Genomic DNA, 19,359 nt, shown 5'->3' on the forward strand with positions numbered 1-19,359 from the left:
CCGACACCATATCGGACACGGAGAAGTTCGACACCATCAAAGCGCTGTCCTTCTTCGTGGATTTTGGCGACCAGGAAATATGGGAGACGTTGCGCATTACCTCCTGGCGGAAGTTCCTCTCGGAGCACGTGGTCATCCGGGAAGGCGATACGGGTGACTACTTTTGCGTGATCAACGACGGTGAAGCGAAGGTCTCCAAGAGCGGCAGGCTTCTCAACATTCTGCGCGCGGGCGACTGTTTCGGCGAGATGCTCTACTTCGAAGGCTCCCACGCTCGGCGCACCACCACCATCACCGCGCTCTCCCCTTTATCGGTGATCGAGATCAAGGCGGAAGATCTCAACCGAGCCTCGGACACTTTGCAGAAGCAGATGAACAAAGCTTTCCTGCGCCTGCTGATCGACCGGCTCACCTGGGCGAATAGCAGGTTGTCGGCGGCTTGACGGATCGCAGTTTCTTCGCTGCCTACTGATAGCCGGGGGTAGCCCGGCGGCTAGTTACTTTCTCTTGCTTGCCCAAGAGAAAGTAACCAAAGAGAAGGGCACCCCAATGCCGCTTAATTCCTGCGCTGCCTGGTTGACTCGCGGCGGCTGCGGAACTCGCCCGCTCGTAAAGCATGCGCGGACTCAGACAGTCCTCGCCGAAACCCCGCGAGCCAACCGAGCTGCTCGGCGCGGCATAAGGGGGGTAAAGCAAACCATTGGTCTGCGAAGGGTGCAGTTCTTGGGTTTGGGTTTGGGTTTGGGTTTGGGTCTGAATTTGGATGTCGACGTGCCCATTTCCCCTTCTGAACCGCCGAGTAACGCAGAGGCGGCGGGGGATGTCGGCGAGGACTGTCTGAGTCCGCGCATGCTTCACGCGCGGGCGAGTTCCGCAGCCGCCCGTCGCTTCGAGTAACGCAGGGAACCCCGCAGGGGCGGTTCAGTCGGGGCGGCCTTTTCTTTGGTGACTTTCTTTTGGCCGCACAAAAGAAAGTTACCAGCCGCCGGGCTGCCCCCGGCCATCCTCCAATCGCACCGTCGCTACGAAAGAGTATAGCGTGGGGCCAGCACCTCGCGGCAAATTTTCGTCTTGAAAAGCCTCACTCCAAGGGGCCCAGCTCACGTATCGGCTTCCACCATTGACGACCTCTATGGCAGATGGCTAAATGCATTCCGTCGATTCTGTTGGACTTCAACGGGCGAGTACAACGACCAAGTCATCGGCGGGACAGATGGAACAAAGCGAAACGACCAACCGGCGCAAGCTCGCGGCGATCCTAAGCGCTGACGCGGCAGGTTACTCCCGCATGATGGGTGAAAACGACCAGGAAACCGTCCGCGCGCTCAATGCGTGCCGCGATATCTTCAGGCGCGCGATTGCCCGGTACAGCGGCCGGGTGGTAGACACCGCTGGCGACAACGTGCTGGCGGAGTTCGCCAGAGTGGTCGAAGCGGTACGCTGTGCCGTGGAGGTGCAGCAGGAAATCCAAGCGCGTAACGCGGATCTTCCCGACGCACGCCGCATGCAGTTTCGCATTGGCCTAAACCTTGGCGATCTCATCGAACAGTCAGATGGTTCGATCTACGGCGATGGCGTCAATGTCGCGGCGCGAGTGCAGGCACTCGCCGAACCCGGCGGTGTATGCATCTCGGGCACGGTGCACGACCATATCGAGTCCAAACTGCCCTTCGCCTACGCATTCCAAGGCGAGCACGCTGTCAAGAACATCACCAAACCGGTGAGGGTGTATCGGGTGCGCACCGAGAAGCGGGAGGGAAAGCCGCCCGCGAAGGCTGCGGCGGCGCACAAGTGGTTGTGGCCTGCGCTTGCCGGGGTCGTGCTATTGGGCACTATCGCGGGGGTCGGCCTGTGGCGCTACGGGAACTTCGCCGCAGTGTCGGCTGACGACCCGATCCTGGCTATGCCCAAAGGACCCTCGCTCGCGGTGCTGCCGTTTGCGAACCTCAGCGGCGATCCCAGCCAGGACTATTTCAGCGACGGGCTCACCGAGCAGCTCATTACTGCGCTCGCCCGCTACCGCGGCCTGTATGTCATCGCCCGCAATTCGACCTTCCAGTACAAAGGACAATCAGTGGACGTGTGGAAGCTAGGGCGCGAGCTGGGGGCGCGCTACGTGCTGGAGGGCAGCGTGCGCCGATCAGGCAAGACGCTGCGGGTGATGGCGCAGCTCTTGGATGCGCGCAGCGGCGCGCACCTATAGGCGGAAACTTACGATCGCTCGTTGACCGGCGCGGATATCTTTGCTCTGCAGGACGACATCACCTCGAACGCAGTGGCCAGTATCACCGTACCGCACGGTCAGATCGGTCGGGCCGGTCTGCAAGAGGCCAAAGGCAAAGCACCTGATAGCATCGAAAGCTATGACTGCGTTCTGCGTGCGACGGCGTACATCAACGTCTTCACGTCGGAGCTTCACGGGGCTGTCCGCGACTGTCTGGAAAGAACCGTAGCGCGCGACCCAAGCTACGCGGAGGCGTGGTCGTGGCTCGGGCGAGTCTACGTGCATGAGTATGAATTTGATTTCAATCCGCGGCGCGAGTTGTACGACGCGCGCGACCGAGCACTTGAGGCAGGCCTGCGCGCGGCCGAGCTTGATCCCAGCAGCGCCGTCGCGCATATGACTTTGGCCTGGATCCGCTTGTTCCGCCGCGAGCTCGATGCCTCCCTCGCCAGTGCCGAGCGAGCGGTCGCGCTCAATCCCAACGACCTAGAAGTCGTTTGCCTCTCAGGATTGGCGACTGCGTATGTCGGCAAATGGGAGCGCGGCATCGCACTGACCAAGAAGGCGATGGCGCTGAGCCCGAATTATCCGAGGTGGTGCCACTTTACGGCTACCATCTACCACTACTTCAGGGGCGAGTACGAGCAGTCCTTGGCCGAAACCGTGCAGATCGAAATGACCGACTTTTTCTGGACGCAGACCTTCTTGGCAGCGAATTATGCTCAGTTGGGTCGCATGGAATAGGCAAGGGCGGCGGTCGCCAAGCTGCTCAAGTTGTATTCCGACATCTCCGCAAATTATCGGCGCGAGGCCCGCAAGTACAACTGGCCGGAGAACCAGATTGAGCACTTAGTGGAAGGTCTACACAAGGCCGGTCTCGAGATACCGCCAGAATGGCGCCTCTCTCATCGGTGCGGTTGGCCGGGGGCCTCTCACTTCAAATCAGAATCGGTACATTGGCTGCTCTCAAGGCACCAACGCCTTCCACTGCTCCACCCACAGTTCCGTTGGATCGCGCTTGAACCCGCTCTTGGCGAACTGATGCCAGCGGCCCACCACGTAGCAGAGAAGCAAATTCGCGCGCGCGCCAGGATCTATTTCTTGTTTCACCTCGCCTTGGCCCGCGGCAAAGCGCAAGCTCTGTTTTAGAGTGGCCTCAAGGCGGTCGTGGAGCTGGTTGATGCGTTGTTGCAGGCGCTCGTTCTCGTTCACCAGCGCCTCGCCGATCAGCACGCGCGTCATGCCTGGATTCTTCTTGGCGAAGCCCAGCAGCATGGAAATAACGCCTTCGATTTGTTTGGCGCCACTTTGGGTATCGCCGGTGATTTTGTTCACCAGCCCGAAGATGGTTTCCTCGGTGAACTCGATCAAGCCTTCGTACATCTGCGCTTTACTGGCGAAGTGCCGGTAGAGCGCCGCCTCCGAAACATCCAGTCTCGCGGCCAACGAGGCCGTGGTGATTTTCTCTGGATTGGGATTCTCCAGCATCTGCGCGAGGTTTTGCAGGATCTGGTGCTTGCGTTCTCCTGGCTTAGAGGGCATGGCGCTCCTTCAAGGGTGAGTGAGTTGGCGCAGGTAGTGCGGAAGCCTGGCGACGTGCTTGATGTTCACGTCGACAAAACGCGGCGCCTTGTGGGAGCGGTGTACCCATACGGTTTTCATTCCCAGCCGCTTGGCCGTGCGCAAGTTGCCCAGGTTGTCTTCCACCATCACGCAACGCCGCGCGGGGAGCCGGTGTTCCTTGATAAGCCGCATGAAGCCCTTCATGCTGGGCTTGGGGTTGAAGCGCGTGTGTTCGATGGCGAACACGCCCTCGAACAAATCCGACACGCGCAGCAACTTAAGCACCTCGCTTGCATACTGCGCGGGCGCATTGGAAAACACGAACTTTCTCCCCGGCAAACGCCGTAACACGTGACGCAGGAGCGGCTCGCGGATAACCATGGAGGCAAGATCGGGGAAGCGATGCGTTTCGCGCAAGAAATGATGGGGATCCACGCCATGATGCCGCATGAGACCCAGCAACGTCGCGCCATAGCGGCGCCAGTAACCATGGCGTACGAGGCTCGCGGTGTGTTCGTCCACCCCCAGCAATTCCGCGATATAGCGCGACATGGTTTGGCTCAAGTGCGCAAACACATGGGAATCCGCGCGGTGCAGCGTGTTGTCGAGATCGAACAGCCATACGACGCTCTTCATCTACCGCGTATCAATGTACCCACGCCTTCATCGGTCAATACCTCTAGCAACAGCGCGTGTTCCACGCGCCCGTCGATGATGTGCACGCTTTTCACGCCGCTTTTGGCGGCATCCAGCGCGGATGAAATCTTGGGTAGCATGCCTCCAGATAGCGTGCCCTCCGCGAACAATGCATCCACTTCCTTGGGCGTGAGGCCGGTAAGTAGCTGCCCATTCTTATCCAGCACGCCAGGGGTATTGGTGAGCAAGATGAGCTTCTCGGCCTTGAGCACCTCGGCTAACTTTCCCGCCACCAGATCCGCGTTGATGTTGTAGCTCTCGCCCTTGTCGCCCACGCCGATGGGTGCCACCACGGGGATGAATTCCTCGGTCTCCAGCAAGCGGATGATGCCAGGATCGATACTGCTTACTTCACCCACTTGGCCGATATCCAGCATTTCGGATTCGTTGTCGCGGTTAGCGACCATCATTTTCCTGGCGCGAATGAAGGACCCATCCTTGCCGGTGAGTCCGATGGCGCGCCCGCCATGCTGGTTGATGAGACTGACAATCTCCTTGTTGACCAATCCGCCGAGCACCATTTCCACCACGTCCATGGTTTCGGCATCGGTCACGCGCATCCCTTGCACGAACTCGCCCTTCTTACCCAAGCGCTTCAACAAATCGTCGATTTGCGGGCCGCCGCCATGGACCACCACCGGATTCATCCCCACCAATTTCAGCAGCACCACGTCGCGCGCGAAGGAATGCTTCAGATGTTCGTCGGTCATGGCGTTACCGCCATACTTGATCACGATGGTCTTGCCGTGAAAGCGGCGAATATAGGGGAGCGCTTCGGCGAGGACTTTGGCTTTCTGGCGCGCTTCGGTCAGATCGAGGGACATCGGAATAGCCCGGATAAGTTGAGCAAGTGTAGAGCAGGCTTAGATTCTACGCAAGGTGGCCGCCCACTTACATGTAGCGCCAAGACGACAGGGCCGCGCGCGCACCGGGCTCGGCCCTTCTTCTGCTCACTTGAATTGTTGGGCAATTCCGCATAGATTTCAGGCTCGAATACATTGCGCCGCGCCGCCATGGAAGATTTGAACGCCATCGAGCAACACCGCCCCTACCTGCTGCGTTACGCACTGCTTCGTCTGCGCGATGAGGCGCGCGCCGAGGACGCGGTAATGCATACCGTTCGCGGCTCACCGAGGCCCTAGCGACCGACTACGGCGCGCTAAAAGCCCTGATGGGCGCGCAGGCGTTTCGAGACATGGCCCGGCAATTTATCGAGACGAACCCGTCGGTGCATCGCAATTTGCGCTGGTATGGCCATTCGCTACCGGATTTTCTGCGGGCCACGCCACCCTACGCTGGGCAACCATGGCTTCATGAACTTGCTTTGTTCGAATGGACCATATCGCTCGCTTTCGATGCCGCCGATGAACGCCCCATGAACTTCGAGGAAATCGCGGCCTTGGAACCTTCTCGGTGGCCAGAACTCACCTTCCGCTTCCATCCTTCAGTGCAACGCTTGTCCCTGCGAACTAACGCCGCCAGCCTGCGAATGTCCGCCGATGCCGAAGAACCCCTACCCCCGGTCGCGCAAGAGGCCAAATACACTCAATGGATGCTTTGGCGCAAGGATCTGATCGTCATGTTCCGCTCGCTCTCGCCCGAGGAGGCCTGGGTATGGGATAGCGCCCGGTCAGGCGAGAATTTCACCCAGCTGTGTGAAGGCCTGTGCCAATGGGTGAGCGAAGAGGAGACGCCAGGGCGGCTTGCGGGAATGGTGCGCGCTTGGGCCGACGACCTACTGATATGCGCTATCGCGGCGCCGTCTGGGTGATCGCGCGAACCTGCGCCGCCACTTTGACTGTCTTCTTCCTTCCCTTACTCCTGAAGACCAGTTCCAAGGGTACTTGACCGCCCGCCGCGAGGGGCGCCTTCAAGTCCAACAACATCAGATGGGTGGCCATCGGGGCTAGCGACACCGCTTCGCCCGCGGGTATGTCGAGGTATTGAATGCGCCGCATCTTCATGACGCCATCGCCCATCTGAGTGCTGTGAATTTCGACGCGCCCGGCGAGCACGGACTTCACGGCCACCAGGCGCATGCGCGTGGGACTGGTGATCGTGAGGTAGGCCGCGCCAACGTTCTGTCCGGGGACGGTCGCGCGTGCCCACGTGTCCGTAATTTCCACCGCGAACGCGGCCGGTGCGAGCAGCAATGCACCCAACAACACTCCTATCCGCAGAAAAAATCTCATGGGGCGTCCTTGTCCTCGCGGATCCACTCGTATAATCGCCATTTTGCCACTGGCACGGGATACCCTCCTCTGAACCACTTACTCGTCAAACTCTTTTCCTGCCGCGCCTTTGCATTCTTGGCGGCGATGCTAGTCCCGGTCATCACCTGGGCGAACGATCCACCGGCCATCGCAGCCAGAGCCTACTTCCTTCTGGATGTGCAAAGCAATCAAATTCTGGCCGAGCATCGCGCGGAGGAACGCATGGAGCCGGCATCCCTCACCAAGCTGATGACCGCGTACGTGGTGTTCGGGGCACTCAAGCAAAAGCTCGTGACGGCCCAACAGCAAATCACACCTTCGGTGAATGCATGGAAGACCCAGGGCTCCCGTATGTTCATCGAGCCCAACAAACCAGTCAGCATCGACGAATTGCTACGGGGTATGATTGTTCAATCGGGCAACGATGCGAGCCTGGCGTTGGCGGAAGCCGTGGCTGGAGACGAAGCCGCTTTCGCCAAAATGATGAACCGGGAGGCCAGGCGCTTGGGGTTGAAGGGATCGAGTTTCGTCAACGCCACGGGATTACCCAACGAGCAACATTTCTCCACCGCGCAGGACTTGGTGCGGCTCGCGGCCGCCGTCATCCGCGATTTCCCCGAGCACTACCCGCTTTACTCGCTGCGGGAGTACACCTACAACAAGATCACCCAGCCCAACCGCAACTTGCTACTGAGCAAGGACCCGTATGTGGATGGAGTCAAGACCGGTTTTACCGACAACGCCGGGTACTGCCTCATCGCGTCGGCGCGGCGCGAATCCCGCCGGCTCGTGGCCGTGGTGCTGGGAGCCGCCTCGGAAACGGCACGCGCCATCGAAGCGCAGAAACTTCTGAACTATGGCTTCCAGTTTTTCGAAGGCGTGCGTCTCTACGAAAAGGGCGCGCCGGTGGCGAAATTGCAGGTGTGGAAGGGCAGCGAACGCGAGGTCCCAGTTGGATTTCTGGACGATTACTTCGTAACCGTACCGCGCGGACAAAAAGACCGGTTGCAAGCGAAATTGGAAAGCGTGCAACCGTTGCTGGCGCCCATCAGCACCAATCAAGCCGTGGGAACCATGCGCGTGACCTTGGCGGGGAAGCCCTTCGGTGAGCGCGGTGTCGTGTCTCTCGCCAACGTGAGCATCGCCAATATCTTCGTGCGGGCGTGGGATAGCCTCCGGTTGCGAATCAAGTAGGCCGTTAAAGGACACCATGATCCCAGACTCCATTGCCTCGCCCGATGCCGTCGCTTATCTCAATGGAGAGTTCCTCGCCCTGAAGGATGCGCGCGTGAGCGTGCTCGACCGGGGTTTCATTTTCGGGGATGGTATCTACGAGGTGATCCCGGTCTACAACCGCGAACCGCTGAGACTGGCCGGCCACCTGCGGCGGTTGCGAGCATCGCTGGAAAGCGTGCGCATGTCCAATCCCCATGACGACACGCAGTGGCAATCCTTGTTTCGAGAAGTGATCCAGCGCAGCCCGCACGAAGACCAAGCGCTTTATCTGCAAGTCACGCGCGGGATAGCCAAGCGCGATCATGCTTTCCCCGCGGGCGTCACCCCCACTGTATTCATCATGAGCAACCAGTTGAGCACGCCAACGGCACAGGCGGTGTCCGAAGGCGTGAAGGCTCTGACCTTGCCCGACAATCGCTGGCTGCGTTGCGATATCAAATCCACCTCGCTCCTCCCCAACATCTTGTTGCGCCAAGCCGCCGTGGACGCCGGTTGCGCGGAGGCGGTGATGGTGCGCGATGGCTTTCTCACGGAAGGCGCGGCGAGCAATATTTTCGTGGTCAAGAACGGGACTTTGTTGTGCCCTCCCAAGAGCCATTTGATCCTACCCGGCATTACCTACGACGTCGTGCTGGACCTGGCTCGCAAGGGCGGCATACCCGTGGAGATACGCGCCGTGCCAGAAGCGGAATTGCGCGGCGCGGACGAAGTGTGGCTCTCGTCTTCCACACGCGAGGTGCTCGCCATCACCACACTGGACGGCAAACCGGTGGGAACCGGAAAACCCGGCGCGTTGTTCAAACGCATTCACGCACTCTTCCAAGAAGGCAAACGCCCTCGTCTCGCGCATCGCTAGGGTCCGTTGATAGTCATTTCATGACGCAAGAAACTCTAATCGATTTCCCCTGCGATTTTCCGCTCAAGGTAATGGGGCGCATGCAACCGGGCTTCGCCCAAGACGTGGTGTCCATCGTGAAGAAGTTCGCGCCGGATTTCGACGAGTCCACGGTGGAGATGCGCCCAAGCCGGAAGAAGAGTTACATCAGCCTCACCTGCATGATCAAAGCCACTTCGCGCGAGCAGTTGGATTCGCTCTACCAGGAACTGTGCGATCACCCGCTGGCGGTGATGGTGTTATAGCGTGAGGCGCGAGGCGTTAGGCGTTAGGCGTGAAGGCCGCTTGCAGGAAGCCGCGCGCCATCATGTCGTCCGGCGGCTCGGATTGGTGGAGTACGAGCCTACGTGGCGGGCCATGCGGGAGTTCACGAATACGCGCGGCGAATTCACGCCGAACGAATTGTGGTTGCTGGAGCATGAGCCGGTCTATACCTATGGCGTTGCGGGGCGCGAGGTTCATCTGCCGCGCGGGGCCGGCGCCATTCCGGTGCTGAAAACCGACCGGGGCGGGCAGGTGACTTATCATGGCCCGGGGCAATGGGTGGTGTACGTGCTGTGGAATCTCGCGCGCGATGGATTATCGGTGCGTAAGATGGTGCGCAAACTGGAGAACGCGGTGACCGGGTTGCTGAGTGAATACGGCATTAGCGCGGGCGGCAACGAAAACGCGCCGGGAGTTTACGTGAACGGCGCGAAGATCGCATCGCTGGGGCTCAGGATTCGGAAGGGCTGCAGCTATCACGGCCTGGCGCTCAACGCCGGCATGGATCTCGCGCCTTTTTCGTGCATCGATCCCTGCGGCATGCCCGGGCTACCGGTCACCCAGTTGCGCGATTTGGGCATCCATGCGAGCAAGGCCGAAACCGGCGAGAAACTACTGGAGCACGTGCTTCACCAAATGAGTATCCCAACATGAGCCAGCGCGAGACGGGCAGCGAGAAGACGGCGCGTAACCCCATCAAGATCATCCCCATCGCCCCGCTCAAAAAACCGGACTGGATTCGCGTCCGGCTGGGCGAGGGCGAGAACTTTCGCGCGGTGAAACAAGCTCTGCGCGAGAATAATTTGCACACCGTGTGCGAAGAAGCTTCCTGTCCCAACATCGGGGAGTGCTTCGGAAAGGGAACCGCGACCTTCATGATCCTCGGCGATTTGTGCACGCGCCGCTGCCCCTTCTGCGACGTCGCCCACGGGCGCCCAAAACCGCCCAGCCAAGCCGAGCCCGCCAATCTCGCGCGCACCATCGCCGCCATGAAATTGAAGTACGTGGTGATCACCAGCGTGGACCGCGACGACTTGCGCGACGGCGGCGCCCAGCACTTCGTGGATTGCATTCGCGCCGTGCGCGAGCAATCGCCCGGCACCCGAATCGAGATACTCACACCGGATTTTCGCGGCCGCTTGGACAAGGCCGTGGATATTCTCGGCCAAGCCTTGCCCGACGTGATGAACCACAATCTGGAGACGGTACCGCGCCTGTACAAGCAAGCGCGGCCCGGAGCGGACTATGCGCATTCCCTGAAGTTGTTGCAGGACATAAAGGCACACCATACTGGCATCACGACCAAGTCCGGGCTCATGGTGGGTTTAGGCGAAACCGATGACGAGATTTTGCAAGTCATGCGCGATCTGCGCGCGCACCAGGTGGACATGCTGACCATCGGGCAATACCTGCAACCCACGCGCGGGCATTTGCCCGTGCTGCGTTACGTGGAGCCCGCCATGTTCAAGCGCTACGAGCAGGAGGCTCGCGCCATGGGCTTTGTGCACGCCGCCTGCGGGCCCTTGGTTCGCTCAAGCTACCACGCCGACCAACAAGCTCACGACGCGGGCGTGAGTTAAGCGTGGCGCACCAATTCTTCGCGCCATGCCCCACGGGCCTGGAAGCGGTGCTCGCGCAAGAGCTCACGGCAACCGGCGCGGATAAGGTCACCCCCACACGAGGCGGCGCCAGTTTCGAAGGCAGCTGGGCCACCTGCTACAAAGTCAATCTATGGAGCCGCATCGCCAGCCGCGTGCTGTGGAAAGCCGCGAGTCATCCCTACCGAGACGAAGAGGACGTATACAGGCTCTGCTTCGCCATGCCATGGAGCAACTTATTTCAAGTCACCAGAACTATTCGCGTCAACGTTTCCGCCATTGGCTCGCCACTGCGTAGCTTGGATTTCATCACCTTGCGCATCAAGGACGCGGTGTGCGACCGCTTCCGCAAGGACACGGGCGAACGCCCTAGCGTCTCCACCACCTCCCCAGACATCCGCATCCACGCTTTCTTCGAAAAGTCTTTCTTCTCGGTTTACCTCGACACTTCGGGCGAAGCCCTCTTCAAACGCGGGTACCGCCTGGGAAGCACCGAGGCGCCGTTGCGAGAAAACTTGGCGGCCGGCATGCTGGCATTGTCAGGCTGGACGCCTGAACAGGCATTGTTGGACCCCATGTGCGGCACTGGCACTATTCTGGTGGAAGCGGCGCTCATCGCGCTCGGCATGGCGCCCGGCGCACAGCGCGATTTCGCCTTTGGCAAATTGCACGGCTACGACGCCGCTCTTTGGAGAAGCATCCGCTCCGAGGTACCGGTAGCCGCGAATCGCAAGCTACAAATTCACGGCAGCGACCGTGACCGCCGCCAAGTGGAAACCGCACGCAAGACTTTCTACGCCATGGGATTGGAGAACGCGGTGGAAATTGAAGTGTGCGATGTGTTGGAGCGAAAACCTCCGGCTGTTTCGGGCATCGTCTTGACCAACCCGCCCTACGGCGTGCGCCTGGAAACCGCGGAGGCCCTGGCGAACTTCTATCCGAAACTAGGAACCGCGCTCAAGCACAACTTCCCGGGCTGGACCGCCTATATCTTCACGGGCGACCTGGACCTCCCCAAGCGCATGGGCTTGAAGCCCTCTCGCCGCATCCCGTTGTTCAACGGATCGCTGGAATGCCGTCTCTACGAGATCAAGCTGGTGGCAGGGGCGATGAGGCGAGAAAGGCCGTGAAGGGTGAGGCGTGAAGCGTGAAGCGATACTTCACTTACCGCCGTCATCCCCTCACGTTTCACGTCTCACCCTTCACGGCAGTTACACTATATTCAAATGATCCAACCCTTCCATCATGTCGCGCTCCTTGGATTCCTTGCCGCGTAGCTTGATGGCGAGCCGCAGTTCGTTCATGGAGTCGGCGTTGCGCATGGCATCTTCGTAGCTGATGAGATCGGACTCGTAGAGGTCGAACAGCGCCTGGTCGAAGGTCTGCATCCCCCAACTCGCGGGACTTGGAGACGATGGATTTGATCTCGTGCACTTCGCCCTTGAAGATGAGGTCGGAGATCAAGGGCGAATTCAGCATGACCTCGAAGGCGGGTACCCGCCCTGGCCCCTTGCGCTTGGGTAGCAGGCGCTGGGAAATCATCGCCTTCAGGTTCAGCGACAAGTCCATGAGCAGCTGGGCCCGGCGCTCCTCGGGGAAGAAGTTGATGATGCGGTCCAAGGCTTGGTTCGCGCTATTGGCGTGCAAGGTAGCCAAACACAGGTGGCCAGTTTCGGCAAAAGTGACGGCGTGGTTCATGGTGCCTTGGTCGCGGATTTCGCCGATGAGAATCACGTCCGGCGCCTGCCGCAAGGTGTTCTTCAGCGCGCTTTCCCAGGATTCCGAATCCACCCCCACTTCGCGCTGGGTAATGAGGCAGTTCTTGTGCTCGTGCACGAATTCCTCCGGATCCTCGATGGTGATGATGTGCCCATGGCTATTCTCGTTACGGTAGCCCAGCATGGCGGCCAAGGTGGAGGATTTACCCGAACCCGTGGCGCCCACCACCAGCACCAGGCCGCGCTTGGTCATGCACACATCCTTGAGCACTTCCGGAATATTCAACTCGCTGAAACTGGGAATGCGCACGTTGATGACGCGCAAGACCATTCCGACGCGCGCCTGCTGAATGAAGGCGTTGACCCGGAACCGTCCCAGCCCGGGCGGATTGACCGCGAAATTACACTCCTTGGTGGCCTCGAACTCCTGGGCCTGCCGGTCGTTCATCATGGCCCGCGCCACTTCGAGCGTATGGGTTGGGGTCAGAATTTGGTTGGAGACGGGGGTCATACGGCCATCGATCTTCATGGCGGGCGGAAACCCTGCCGTGATGAACAAGTCCGAGGCCTTCTTGGCAATCATCACGCGCAACAACTCATGCACGAACTTGATGGATTGATCGCGTTCCATGAACTTTGATCTCCAGGTGGTTGGGGTCTGTTCCTTGTACCGGCCTTAGCCGGGGAAGGCGTCCTTGTTGGCGGCTTTTGCCCGCGCCTCGGCGGGAGCCACGATGTTGCGCTTGACGAGTTCTTGCAGGCACTGATCCAAGGTCTGCATGCCGAGCTGCGCGCCAGTTTGGATGGCGGAATACATCTGCGCCACCTTGGCTTCGCGAATCAAGTTGCGGATGGCCGGTGTGCCGATCATGATTTCGTGCGCCGCCACGCGGCCCGCCCCATCCTTGGTCTTGAGCAAGGATTGGGAGATCACCGCGCGCAAACTCTCCGAGAGCATGGCGCGAACCATTTCCTTCTCCGCGGCGGGAAACACGTCGATGATACGATCGATGGTCTTGGCGGCGGAACTGGTGTGCAGGGTACCGAACACCAAGTGGCCGGTTTCGGCGGCCGTCAGCGCCAGGCGGATGGTTTCCAAGTCGCGCATCTCGCCCACCAGAATCACGTCCGGATCCTCGCGCAAGGCCGAGCGCAGCGCATTGGCGAAACTCAGCGTGTGGGGCCCCACCTCGCGCTGGTTGATCAGGCACTTCTTGCTCTCGTGCACGAATTCGATGGGGTCTTCCACCGTCAGGATATGCCCGTAATCTTCCTCGTTGATGTAATTCACCATGGCCGCCAAGGTGGTGGATTTGCCGGAGCCCGTGGGCCCCGTGACCAACACAATCCCGCGCGGGGTGTTGGAGATATCCTTGAACACCGCCAGGGCTTTCAGATCTTCCGGCGACAGTACCTTGGAAGGAATGGTCCGCAGGACGGCGCCCGCGCCGCGGTTTTACACGAAGGCGTTCACCCGAAAACGCGCGAGATTGGGAATGGCGAAGGAGAAATCGCACTCCAGGTTCTCCTCGTACTGCTTGCGCTGGGAGTCGCTCATGATGTCGTACACCATGGCGTGCACGTCCTTGTGCTCCATGGGTGGCAGGTTGATGCGGCGCACGTCGCCATGCACACGAATCATGGGCGGCAGCCCCTAGGATAAGTGCAAGTCGGAAGCTTTGTTCTTCACTGCAAAGGCGAGGAGTTCGGCGATATCCATGGCTATAATCGGTGAGAGTTATGCGCTCCGCTGCGAGGGTCACGCACCTAATACCCCATGTGCGGCCCAAGCCTCGAATTTTTGTACTAGTCAATTGGCATGCCCAACGTTCCCGGCTCGTATCCGCCAGCGGATCTTCCCTCTACAACCGGCGATAACCTCAAGGCGGTACATGCTCGCATCATTCGGGCGTGCCAGCACGCCGGCCGTGATCCGAACGAAGTCGCCCTCATCGCCGTGAGCAAGACTTTCCCCGCCGGCGATATTCTGGCCGCCTACGCAGCCGGACAACGCGCCTTTGGTGAAAGCTACGTGGACGAGGCGATGGCCAAGATAACGGCATTGGCGCGAGAATCTTTGGCGCAACCCATCGAATGGCATTTCATCGGCCCCTTGCAAAGCAATAAAACCCGCGTCATTGCCGAGAATTTTCAATGGGTGCATGGCATTGGCCGGCTCAAGATTGCCCAGCGCCTGTCGGATCAACGTCCGCCGGCCTTGGGCCCGCTCAATGTATGCATACAGGTGAACATCAGCGGCGAGGCGTCGAAGTCGGGGGTCAGACCCGGGGAACTTCTCCCCCTCGCCCGCCAAATCTCCACACTACCCAACCTCAGGCTCCGGGGCTTGATGGCGATTCCGGAACCCACCTCCGATCCCGCGCTACAAAGGGTACCGTTCGCACGCCTGCGGCACTTGAAGGACAGCCTCGAAAAAGAAGGTTTGAATCTCGATACGCTCTCCATGGGGATGTCGGACGACCTGGAGGCAGCCATCGCGGAGGGTGCGACGCTGGTGCGTGTGGGGCGCGCGATATTTGGCGAGCGGCACTGAACCGCACGCCAAACCAACCCTATATACTCCCATCCTTACGGCGGTGAATCTGCGGCGAACCCATAACAAATAACCGGAGACCTTAATCATGAAGAAATTGCTAGTAGCCGCGATTTGCGGTCTGCTCTCGCTCTCAGTTCGAGCGGACGGCGTGCTCAATGCATACCAAACCATCAACATCAAGGCGCCCATTGGCAAGGTGTGGGATGCCGTCAAGGATTTCGACGGTCTGCACAAATGGCACCCCGTATTTTCCAACGATGTGATCAAATCGGGCACCAACAATGTGGTGGGCGCCATCCGCACGCTCACCGTCAAGGACGGGCCAAGCTTCGATGAGACGCTGTTGGAATGGAGTGCCGCCAAGCGCCGCTTCACGTACAACGTCATCGACCCCAATCCCTTGCCCATCAAGAACTACCAATCCACCATGGAAGTCATTCAGCTAAGCCCCGGCATCACCGCGATTCTTTGGCGCAGTGCCTTCGAAAATAACTCCGGGGGAAAAATGAAGGAAGAGGAGGTCATCAATTTCCTCAATGGCGCCTACAAGGCCGGCCTGGATCCGCTCAAGGCCTCTTTGTAGTAATGGCTCCCGTGCCCTCCGGAACCCATTCGGCGGGCCTCGCCATGACGTCCGAGTCCAGAACAACTTCGGTCACCTTCATCGGCGGAGGCAATATGGCCCGCGCCCTGATAGGTGGATTGCTTCAGCGCGGCTACAAGGCGGGGCAGTTTCACGTCGTGGAGATCAGCGAGAACGCAAGGCAGGCGTTGGAGAAGAAGTTCAAGGTTCGTACTTCGGCGAATTTATCCACCCAGCCGCCCGCAAATGGCGTGATAGTCCTAGCGGTAAAGCCGCAACAACTCCGCGAGGTTGCTCTTTCGCTCGCGCCGTTGTTGCAAAGCCAGCTCGTACTCACCATCGCCGCGGGAGTGCGATGCGGCGACCTGTCGCGATGGTTGGGGAACTATGGCCGCATCGCGCGCGCCATGCCAAACACCCCCGCCTTGGTCCTCGCCGGGGTTTCGGCTCTTTATGCCATGCCAGGGGTGGACGCCACGCAGCGCTCGCAAGCCGGGCAGATTCTGGCTTGCGTCGGATCGGTGATCTGGTTGGACGATGAGTCCCAGCTGGACGCAGTGACTGCCGTGTCCGGTAGCGGCCCAGCCTACGTGTTCTACTTTATGGAGGCCATGGAGGAAGCAGCGCTCGAGCTTGGGTTAAACACGCAACAGGCCAAGCAGCTCGTACTAGATACCTTTACCGGTGCGGCGAAACTCGCCTCCGCGAGCGCGGAACCCGCGGCCGTGCTGCGTGAACGCGTCACGTCCAAGGGCGGGACAACCGAGCGCGCGCTCTCCGAATTCGACGCAGCCCGCCTCAAGCAGCACATCGTTACCGGCGTGATATCGGCGGCGGCGCGCTCTCGCGAGCTTGGCGACACCTTCGGCCAACCGGCTTAAATATCTCGTGCTCATACAACCACTCATCTTCGTCCTCGAAACCTTTGCCGGGTTATTCGTATTCGCGCTACTGATGCGCTTTTACCTGCAATGGTTTCGCGCGGCCCCGCGCAATCCCGCCTCCTTATTCTTGCACGCTCTCACGGACTGGATCGTTCTACCCGCGCGCCGCCTCATACCCGGCCTATGGGGAATCGATCTCGCGAGTTTAGTCATGGCCTGGGCTTTCGAGCTCTTGCTCATGATATTGGTCGCGTCGCTTCAGGGCGTCCCGATCTCCGTTCTCAGCGGAGCTTCCTGGGTGGGGCTAGCCTTACTGGCAGTGGTGCGATTGATCAAGTTGACGATCTATCTCGTGATGTTCGCGGTAATCGTCCAAGCCGTCCTTTCTTGGGTGAATCCCTATAACCCGGCGGCACCCATTCTTAACAGCGTCACCAACCCCTTCCTGCGCCATTTCCGGCGGCGCATCCCGAACGTGGGGGGGGTGGATCTGTCCCCGTTGTTCGTGATTGTCGTGTGCCAGTTGCTTCTCATGGTGCCTATCGCCTGGCTGGAAAGAATGCTCGCGCTCTAGCACCCAGGCCCAGAGCGCCAAGCCTCTGGCCGTGCCGACGGGAATGCTAATTGCATTTTGGTTCGTTCCCAAGCATGAACCGAGGGATCTCCAACTCCCTGGGGCAACTAGCACACGAGATCATGAGCGAATCCCTGGAAGGACTCATCGAAGGTTATGGCCGCTGGCGGGAAGAGATTCGGGCGGGGATCGAATCCTTCCAGGCTTGGCTTGACCGTCACGGCCATGTCGACATCCAGCAAAGTCTGCGCATCTACGACGTCCTGGAAAACCTCAAGAACGACCGCTTGATCCTGGCTTTTCTCGCCGAGTATTCGCGAGGGAAAAGCGAGTTGATCAACGCCATGTTTTTCTCCGATTTCAAGCAACGCCTCCTCCCCTCCGACGTGGGCCGCACCACCATGTGCCACACCGAAATTTTCTACGATCCCAAGGACGAACCCTATATCCGGCTGTTGCCGATCGAAACGCGCAAGGAAGATCCCACCATTGGCATGTATAAGACACAGCCAGAACATTGGGTCACACTGCGTTTGAACATGTCGTCTCAAAAAGACGTTCTGCGAGCGATGGCCAGCTTGGCTGAAACGAAGCAAGTGACGGTGGGCAAGGCGGGAGAATTAGGGCTCCTGGACCCCAACGAAGCCTACTCCACGACCTTGGTGACCAAGGGCAAACTCGTGCAGATTCCCGCTTGGCGCCATGCCATGATCAACTATCCGCATCCTCTGCTGAAAAGCGGGTTGGTGATACTGGACACCCCCAGACTCAACGCACTGGGCACCGAACCGGAGTTGACGCTGCGCATGGTGCCCAATGCCCATGCCGTGGTGTTCTTGCTCGCCATGGATACCGGCGTCATTAAATCCGACATGGAAATCTGGGAACGCTACGTTCAAAGCTACCAGACCCGCCGTATCGCCTTGCTGAACAAGGTCGATCTGACTTGGGACGAGTTGAAGAGCGAGGAGGAGATCCAGCAATCCATTCAACGCCAGATCAAGCAAACCGCCGAGCTTCTCAAGCTTGGCCATGACCAAGTCATCGCGCTGTCAGCTCAAAACCCTGATTGCCCACGACATCATTCCCGCCAAGCAGCAAATCGTGCGAGATTCCGTATCGCTCGAGATGGGCGTCATGGTGGACGATTCTCTGCAGAGCCTGCGCGTGCAACTGGCGGCGGCACGAACAGAGCATCTCGAGCTCGCCAAACTCTCCGGGAAGAACCGGGACATCGCGCAAGCCATGCTTACCCGCCTGGAGCAAGACCGCGCGGAATACTTGAAACGCATGGAGAGCCTGCGAAAATCCTACGGCACGCTACTCAAGCAAGGCCATGCGCTAACGGCCGCCTTGTCGGACGAAAAAATCGAAAAGCTATTAGCGAAAAGCCGAAATGCCATCGAAGGCAGTTGGACCACGGCGGGATTGATGGGAAGCATGAACACCTTGTTCGGCAACTTCGCCTCGCAGTCGGACAACATTCTCGCCTTCGGTAGCGAAACGCGCGCCTTCGTCGAGGGTGTTTATACCGAGTTCAAGGAGAAGTTCGGAATCTCCAACGTTTCCTCGCCGGTCATCAATCTCGAAAAGCACATTCTCGATATGCAAGCCCTGCGAGGCGCCACCGAGAAGTTCTGCAAGGACCCGGTGAACGTGATGACCGAGAAGCATTTTCTGGTGAGAAAGTTCTACGGCGGATTGGTGACCGAAGCACGGGAAGTGTTCCGCCAAACACGCAAGGAGCTGGACCACTGGGTGCGCAACGCCTTGCAACCCATCGCCAAGCATCTCAAGGAGCACCAGGCCCTGCTCGAAAAGCGCGTTGAGAATCTCAAGAAAATCTCACAAGATCTTTCCACGCTGCAATTGCGAATCAAGCAGGCCGAGGCCCGCAAGATGGTTCTGGGGCAGCAAGTGGGCGAGCTACAGCATTTCAAGCAGCAGATGCTTGGGGAAGTTGAGCCTTTAGCGGTGGCGGCGCGCGCCGCATAAAAAAACGGGCGCCCGAAGGCACCCGTTTTTTCCTGCAAGGTAACTGGCTTCAGCCAAATTAGAACGTGTGCTTGATGCCGGTGTAGAGGCCCGTATGGCTCGCGCCGTTCACGTTATTGTTGTGCGCCCCGCCAGCTAAGATGTAGTTGGCCGCATCGCCGTTCGTAATGGTCCCTAAGATGACCTGCAATTGGCTCTGCTTGGACAGATTGTGGAAGTAGCCGATTCCGAACAACGTGGCGCCTGTCTCGGATCCAACACAAGCCGCTGCAGCGACTTTCGTGCAGTGGGCGTCCATGGCCTGGCCGAGTTCCACCCCAATATAGCCGCTGGCGAGGTTGAGCTTCACGCCCACCCAG

Annotated in this window: 21 protein-coding genes and 2 pseudogenes; 16 read left to right on the forward strand and 7 right to left on the reverse strand. The window is 59.5% G+C overall.

Annotation, left to right across the window (positions count from 1 at the left end; genetic code table 11):
• From EXR36_11125 to EXR36_11135, 3 genes are all read left to right on the forward strand, one after another.
• Window positions 1-443, forward strand: a 443-nt coding sequence (locus tag EXR36_11125; GenBank protein MSQ60167.1) for a cyclic nucleotide-binding domain-containing protein, incomplete at its 5' end; no start/stop codon positions are given.
• 704 nt (window positions 444-1,147) lie between these two features.
• Window positions 1,148-2,203, forward strand: a complete 1,056-nt coding sequence (locus tag EXR36_11130; protein ID MSQ60168.1) for an adenylate/guanylate cyclase domain-containing protein — start codon at window positions 1,148-1,150, stop codon at window positions 2,201-2,203.
• A 21-nt stretch (window positions 2,204-2,224) separates the two neighbouring features.
• Entirely contained in the window at window positions 2,225-2,968 is a 744-nt protein-coding gene (locus tag EXR36_11135; GenBank protein ID MSQ60169.1) for a hypothetical protein, read from the forward strand.
• A 222-nt stretch (window positions 2,969-3,190) separates the two neighbouring features.
• On the opposite strand, the gene slmA is transcribed toward EXR36_11135, so the two are convergent.
• The 3 genes from slmA to argB are packed head-to-tail and all read right to left on the reverse strand — an operon-like array spanning window position 3,191 to window position 5,307.
• The gene (gene slmA / locus EXR36_11140) at window positions 3,191-3,766 is read right to left on the reverse strand and encodes a nucleoid occlusion factor SlmA (protein MSQ60170.1); all 576 of its coding nucleotides are present in this window, start codon (window positions 3,764-3,766) and stop codon (window positions 3,191-3,193) included.
• 9 nt (window positions 3,767-3,775) lie between these two features.
• Window positions 3,776-4,423 (reverse strand): pyrimidine 5'-nucleotidase, encoded by a 648-nt coding sequence (locus EXR36_11145; protein MSQ60171.1) that lies wholly within the window; start codon window positions 4,421-4,423, stop codon window positions 3,776-3,778.
• Window positions 4,420-5,307 (reverse strand): acetylglutamate kinase, encoded by an 888-nt coding sequence (gene argB / locus EXR36_11150; GenBank protein MSQ60172.1) that lies wholly within the window; start codon window positions 5,305-5,307, stop codon window positions 4,420-4,422. Before argB ends, EXR36_11145 begins: the two co-directional genes overlap by 4 nt.
• Before the next feature lie 371 nt (window positions 5,308-5,678).
• Here argB and EXR36_11155 point away from each other — a divergent pair, with 371 nt between their 5' ends.
• Complete coding sequence (locus EXR36_11155; protein ID MSQ60173.1) at window positions 5,679-6,254, forward strand: DUF2063 domain-containing protein; 576 nt, start codon at window positions 5,679-5,681, stop codon at window positions 6,252-6,254.
• Here EXR36_11155 and EXR36_11160 read toward each other — a convergent pair.
• Window positions 6,232-6,675, reverse strand: a complete 444-nt coding sequence (locus EXR36_11160; protein ID MSQ60174.1) for a copper chaperone PCu(A)C — start codon at window positions 6,673-6,675, stop codon at window positions 6,232-6,234. The genes EXR36_11155 and EXR36_11160 overlap by 23 nt on opposite strands.
• A gap of 126 nt (window positions 6,676-6,801) precedes the next feature.
• Here EXR36_11160 and EXR36_11165 point away from each other — a divergent pair, with 126 nt between their 5' ends.
• Genes EXR36_11165 through EXR36_11190 form a run of 6 tightly spaced genes read left to right on the forward strand, consistent with a single transcriptional unit; the run spans window position 6,802 to window position 11,819 of the window.
• Complete coding sequence (locus EXR36_11165; protein ID MSQ60175.1) at window positions 6,802-7,890, forward strand: D-alanyl-D-alanine carboxypeptidase; 1,089 nt, start codon at window positions 6,802-6,804, stop codon at window positions 7,888-7,890.
• 16 nt (window positions 7,891-7,906) lie between these two features.
• A complete protein-coding gene (locus EXR36_11170) occupies window positions 7,907-8,788 on the forward strand; it encodes a D-amino acid aminotransferase (protein MSQ60176.1) in 882 nt (293 codons plus the stop codon).
• Window positions 8,789-8,808: 20 nt separating this feature from the next.
• Window positions 8,809-9,072, forward strand: a complete 264-nt coding sequence (locus EXR36_11175; GenBank protein ID MSQ60177.1) for a DUF493 domain-containing protein — start codon at window positions 8,809-8,811, stop codon at window positions 9,070-9,072.
• 40 nt (window positions 9,073-9,112) lie between these two features.
• Complete coding sequence (gene lipB / locus EXR36_11180) at window positions 9,113-9,745, forward strand: lipoyl(octanoyl) transferase LipB (protein MSQ60178.1); 633 nt, start codon at window positions 9,113-9,115, stop codon at window positions 9,743-9,745.
• Window positions 9,742-10,671, forward strand: coding sequence for a lipoyl synthase (gene lipA, locus EXR36_11185; protein ID MSQ60179.1), 930 nt, complete (start codon window positions 9,742-9,744; stop codon window positions 10,669-10,671). The genes lipB and lipA overlap by 4 nt, the downstream gene beginning before the upstream one ends.
• 2 nt (window positions 10,672-10,673) lie before the next feature.
• Window positions 10,674-11,819: a class I SAM-dependent RNA methyltransferase gene (locus EXR36_11190; GenBank protein MSQ60180.1), complete on the forward strand. Its 1,146-nt coding sequence runs from the start codon at window positions 10,674-10,676 to the stop codon at window positions 11,817-11,819.
• 81 nt (window positions 11,820-11,900) lie between these two features.
• Here the strand turns inward: EXR36_11190 and EXR36_11195 are convergent.
• Window positions 11,901-13,038, reverse strand: a pseudogene (locus EXR36_11195) (PilT/PilU family type 4a pilus ATPase).
• A gap of 45 nt (window positions 13,039-13,083) precedes the next feature.
• A pseudogene (locus EXR36_11200) lies at window positions 13,084-14,127 on the reverse strand (type IV pilus twitching motility protein PilT).
• A gap of 99 nt (window positions 14,128-14,226) precedes the next feature.
• On the opposite strand from EXR36_11200, the gene EXR36_11205 reads away from it, so the two are divergent.
• The 6 genes from EXR36_11205 (at window position 14,227) to EXR36_11230 (ending at window position 19,000) form a co-directional block, all read left to right on the forward strand.
• The gene (locus EXR36_11205) at window positions 14,227-14,961 is read left to right on the forward strand and encodes a YggS family pyridoxal phosphate-dependent enzyme (GenBank protein ID MSQ60181.1); all 735 of its coding nucleotides are present in this window, start codon (window positions 14,227-14,229) and stop codon (window positions 14,959-14,961) included.
• An 88-nt stretch (window positions 14,962-15,049) separates the two neighbouring features.
• Window positions 15,050-15,547 (forward strand): SRPBCC family protein, encoded by a 498-nt coding sequence (locus EXR36_11210; protein MSQ60182.1) that lies wholly within the window; start codon window positions 15,050-15,052, stop codon window positions 15,545-15,547.
• Window positions 15,548-15,591: 44 nt separating this feature from the next.
• Window positions 15,592-16,428, forward strand: a complete 837-nt coding sequence (locus EXR36_11215) for a pyrroline-5-carboxylate reductase (GenBank protein MSQ60183.1) — start codon at window positions 15,592-15,594, stop codon at window positions 16,426-16,428.
• 7 nt (window positions 16,429-16,435) lie between these two features.
• On the forward strand, window positions 16,436-17,005 hold the full coding sequence (locus EXR36_11220) for a YggT family protein (protein MSQ60184.1): 570 nt from the start codon (window positions 16,436-16,438) through the stop codon (window positions 17,003-17,005).
• Window positions 17,006-17,079: 74 nt separating this feature from the next.
• Window positions 17,080-18,504 (forward strand): hypothetical protein, encoded by a 1,425-nt coding sequence (locus tag EXR36_11225; protein ID MSQ60185.1) that lies wholly within the window; start codon window positions 17,080-17,082, stop codon window positions 18,502-18,504.
• Window positions 18,446-19,000 (forward strand): hypothetical protein, encoded by a 555-nt coding sequence (locus EXR36_11230; protein MSQ60186.1) that lies wholly within the window; start codon window positions 18,446-18,448, stop codon window positions 18,998-19,000. Before EXR36_11225 ends, EXR36_11230 begins: the two co-directional genes overlap by 59 nt.
• 58 nt (window positions 19,001-19,058) lie before the next feature.
• Here EXR36_11230 and EXR36_11235 read toward each other — a convergent pair whose 3' ends face one another.
• On the reverse strand, window positions 19,059-19,349 hold the full coding sequence (locus EXR36_11235; protein ID MSQ60187.1) for a hypothetical protein: 291 nt from the start codon (window positions 19,347-19,349) through the stop codon (window positions 19,059-19,061).
• Between the last annotated feature and the right edge of the window lie 10 nt (window positions 19,350-19,359).

The sequence above is a fragment of the Betaproteobacteria bacterium genome (assembly GCA_009693245.1).
GTDB lineage: Bacteria > Pseudomonadota > Gammaproteobacteria > Burkholderiales > SHXO01 > SHXO01.

What these genes read in the sequence shown, in the direction of transcription:
- EXR36_11130 (MSQ60168.1), top strand. Translation starts at nt 1,148, where the DNA reads ATGCATTCCGTCGATTCTGTTGGACTTCAACGGGCGAGTACAACGACC.
- slmA (MSQ60170.1), bottom strand. Translation starts at nt 3,766, where the DNA reads ATGCCCTCTAAGCCAGGAGAACGCAAGCACCAGATCCTGCAAAACCTC.
- EXR36_11145 (MSQ60171.1), bottom strand. Translation starts at nt 4,423, where the DNA reads ATGAAGAGCGTCGTATGGCTGTTCGATCTCGACAACACGCTGCACCGC.
- argB (MSQ60172.1), bottom strand. Translation starts at nt 5,307, where the DNA reads ATGTCCCTCGATCTGACCGAAGCGCGCCAGAAAGCCAAAGTCCTCGCC.
- EXR36_11155 (MSQ60173.1), top strand. Translation starts at nt 5,679, where the DNA reads ATGGCCCGGCAATTTATCGAGACGAACCCGTCGGTGCATCGCAATTTG.
- EXR36_11160 (MSQ60174.1), bottom strand. Translation starts at nt 6,675, where the DNA reads ATGAGATTTTTTCTGCGGATAGGAGTGTTGTTGGGTGCATTGCTGCTC.
- EXR36_11165 (MSQ60175.1), top strand. Translation starts at nt 6,802, where the DNA reads ATGCTAGTCCCGGTCATCACCTGGGCGAACGATCCACCGGCCATCGCA.
- EXR36_11170 (MSQ60176.1), top strand. Translation starts at nt 7,907, where the DNA reads ATGATCCCAGACTCCATTGCCTCGCCCGATGCCGTCGCTTATCTCAAT.
- EXR36_11175 (MSQ60177.1), top strand. Translation starts at nt 8,809, where the DNA reads ATGACGCAAGAAACTCTAATCGATTTCCCCTGCGATTTTCCGCTCAAG.
- lipA (MSQ60179.1), top strand. Translation starts at nt 9,742, where the DNA reads ATGAGCCAGCGCGAGACGGGCAGCGAGAAGACGGCGCGTAACCCCATC.
- EXR36_11205 (MSQ60181.1), top strand. Translation starts at nt 14,227, where the DNA reads ATGCCCAACGTTCCCGGCTCGTATCCGCCAGCGGATCTTCCCTCTACA.
- EXR36_11210 (MSQ60182.1), top strand. Translation starts at nt 15,050, where the DNA reads ATGAAGAAATTGCTAGTAGCCGCGATTTGCGGTCTGCTCTCGCTCTCA.
- EXR36_11215 (MSQ60183.1), top strand. Translation starts at nt 15,592, where the DNA reads ATGACGTCCGAGTCCAGAACAACTTCGGTCACCTTCATCGGCGGAGGC.
- EXR36_11225 (MSQ60185.1), top strand. Translation starts at nt 17,080, where the DNA reads ATGAACCGAGGGATCTCCAACTCCCTGGGGCAACTAGCACACGAGATC.
- EXR36_11230 (MSQ60186.1), top strand. Translation starts at nt 18,446, where the DNA reads ATGAACACCTTGTTCGGCAACTTCGCCTCGCAGTCGGACAACATTCTC.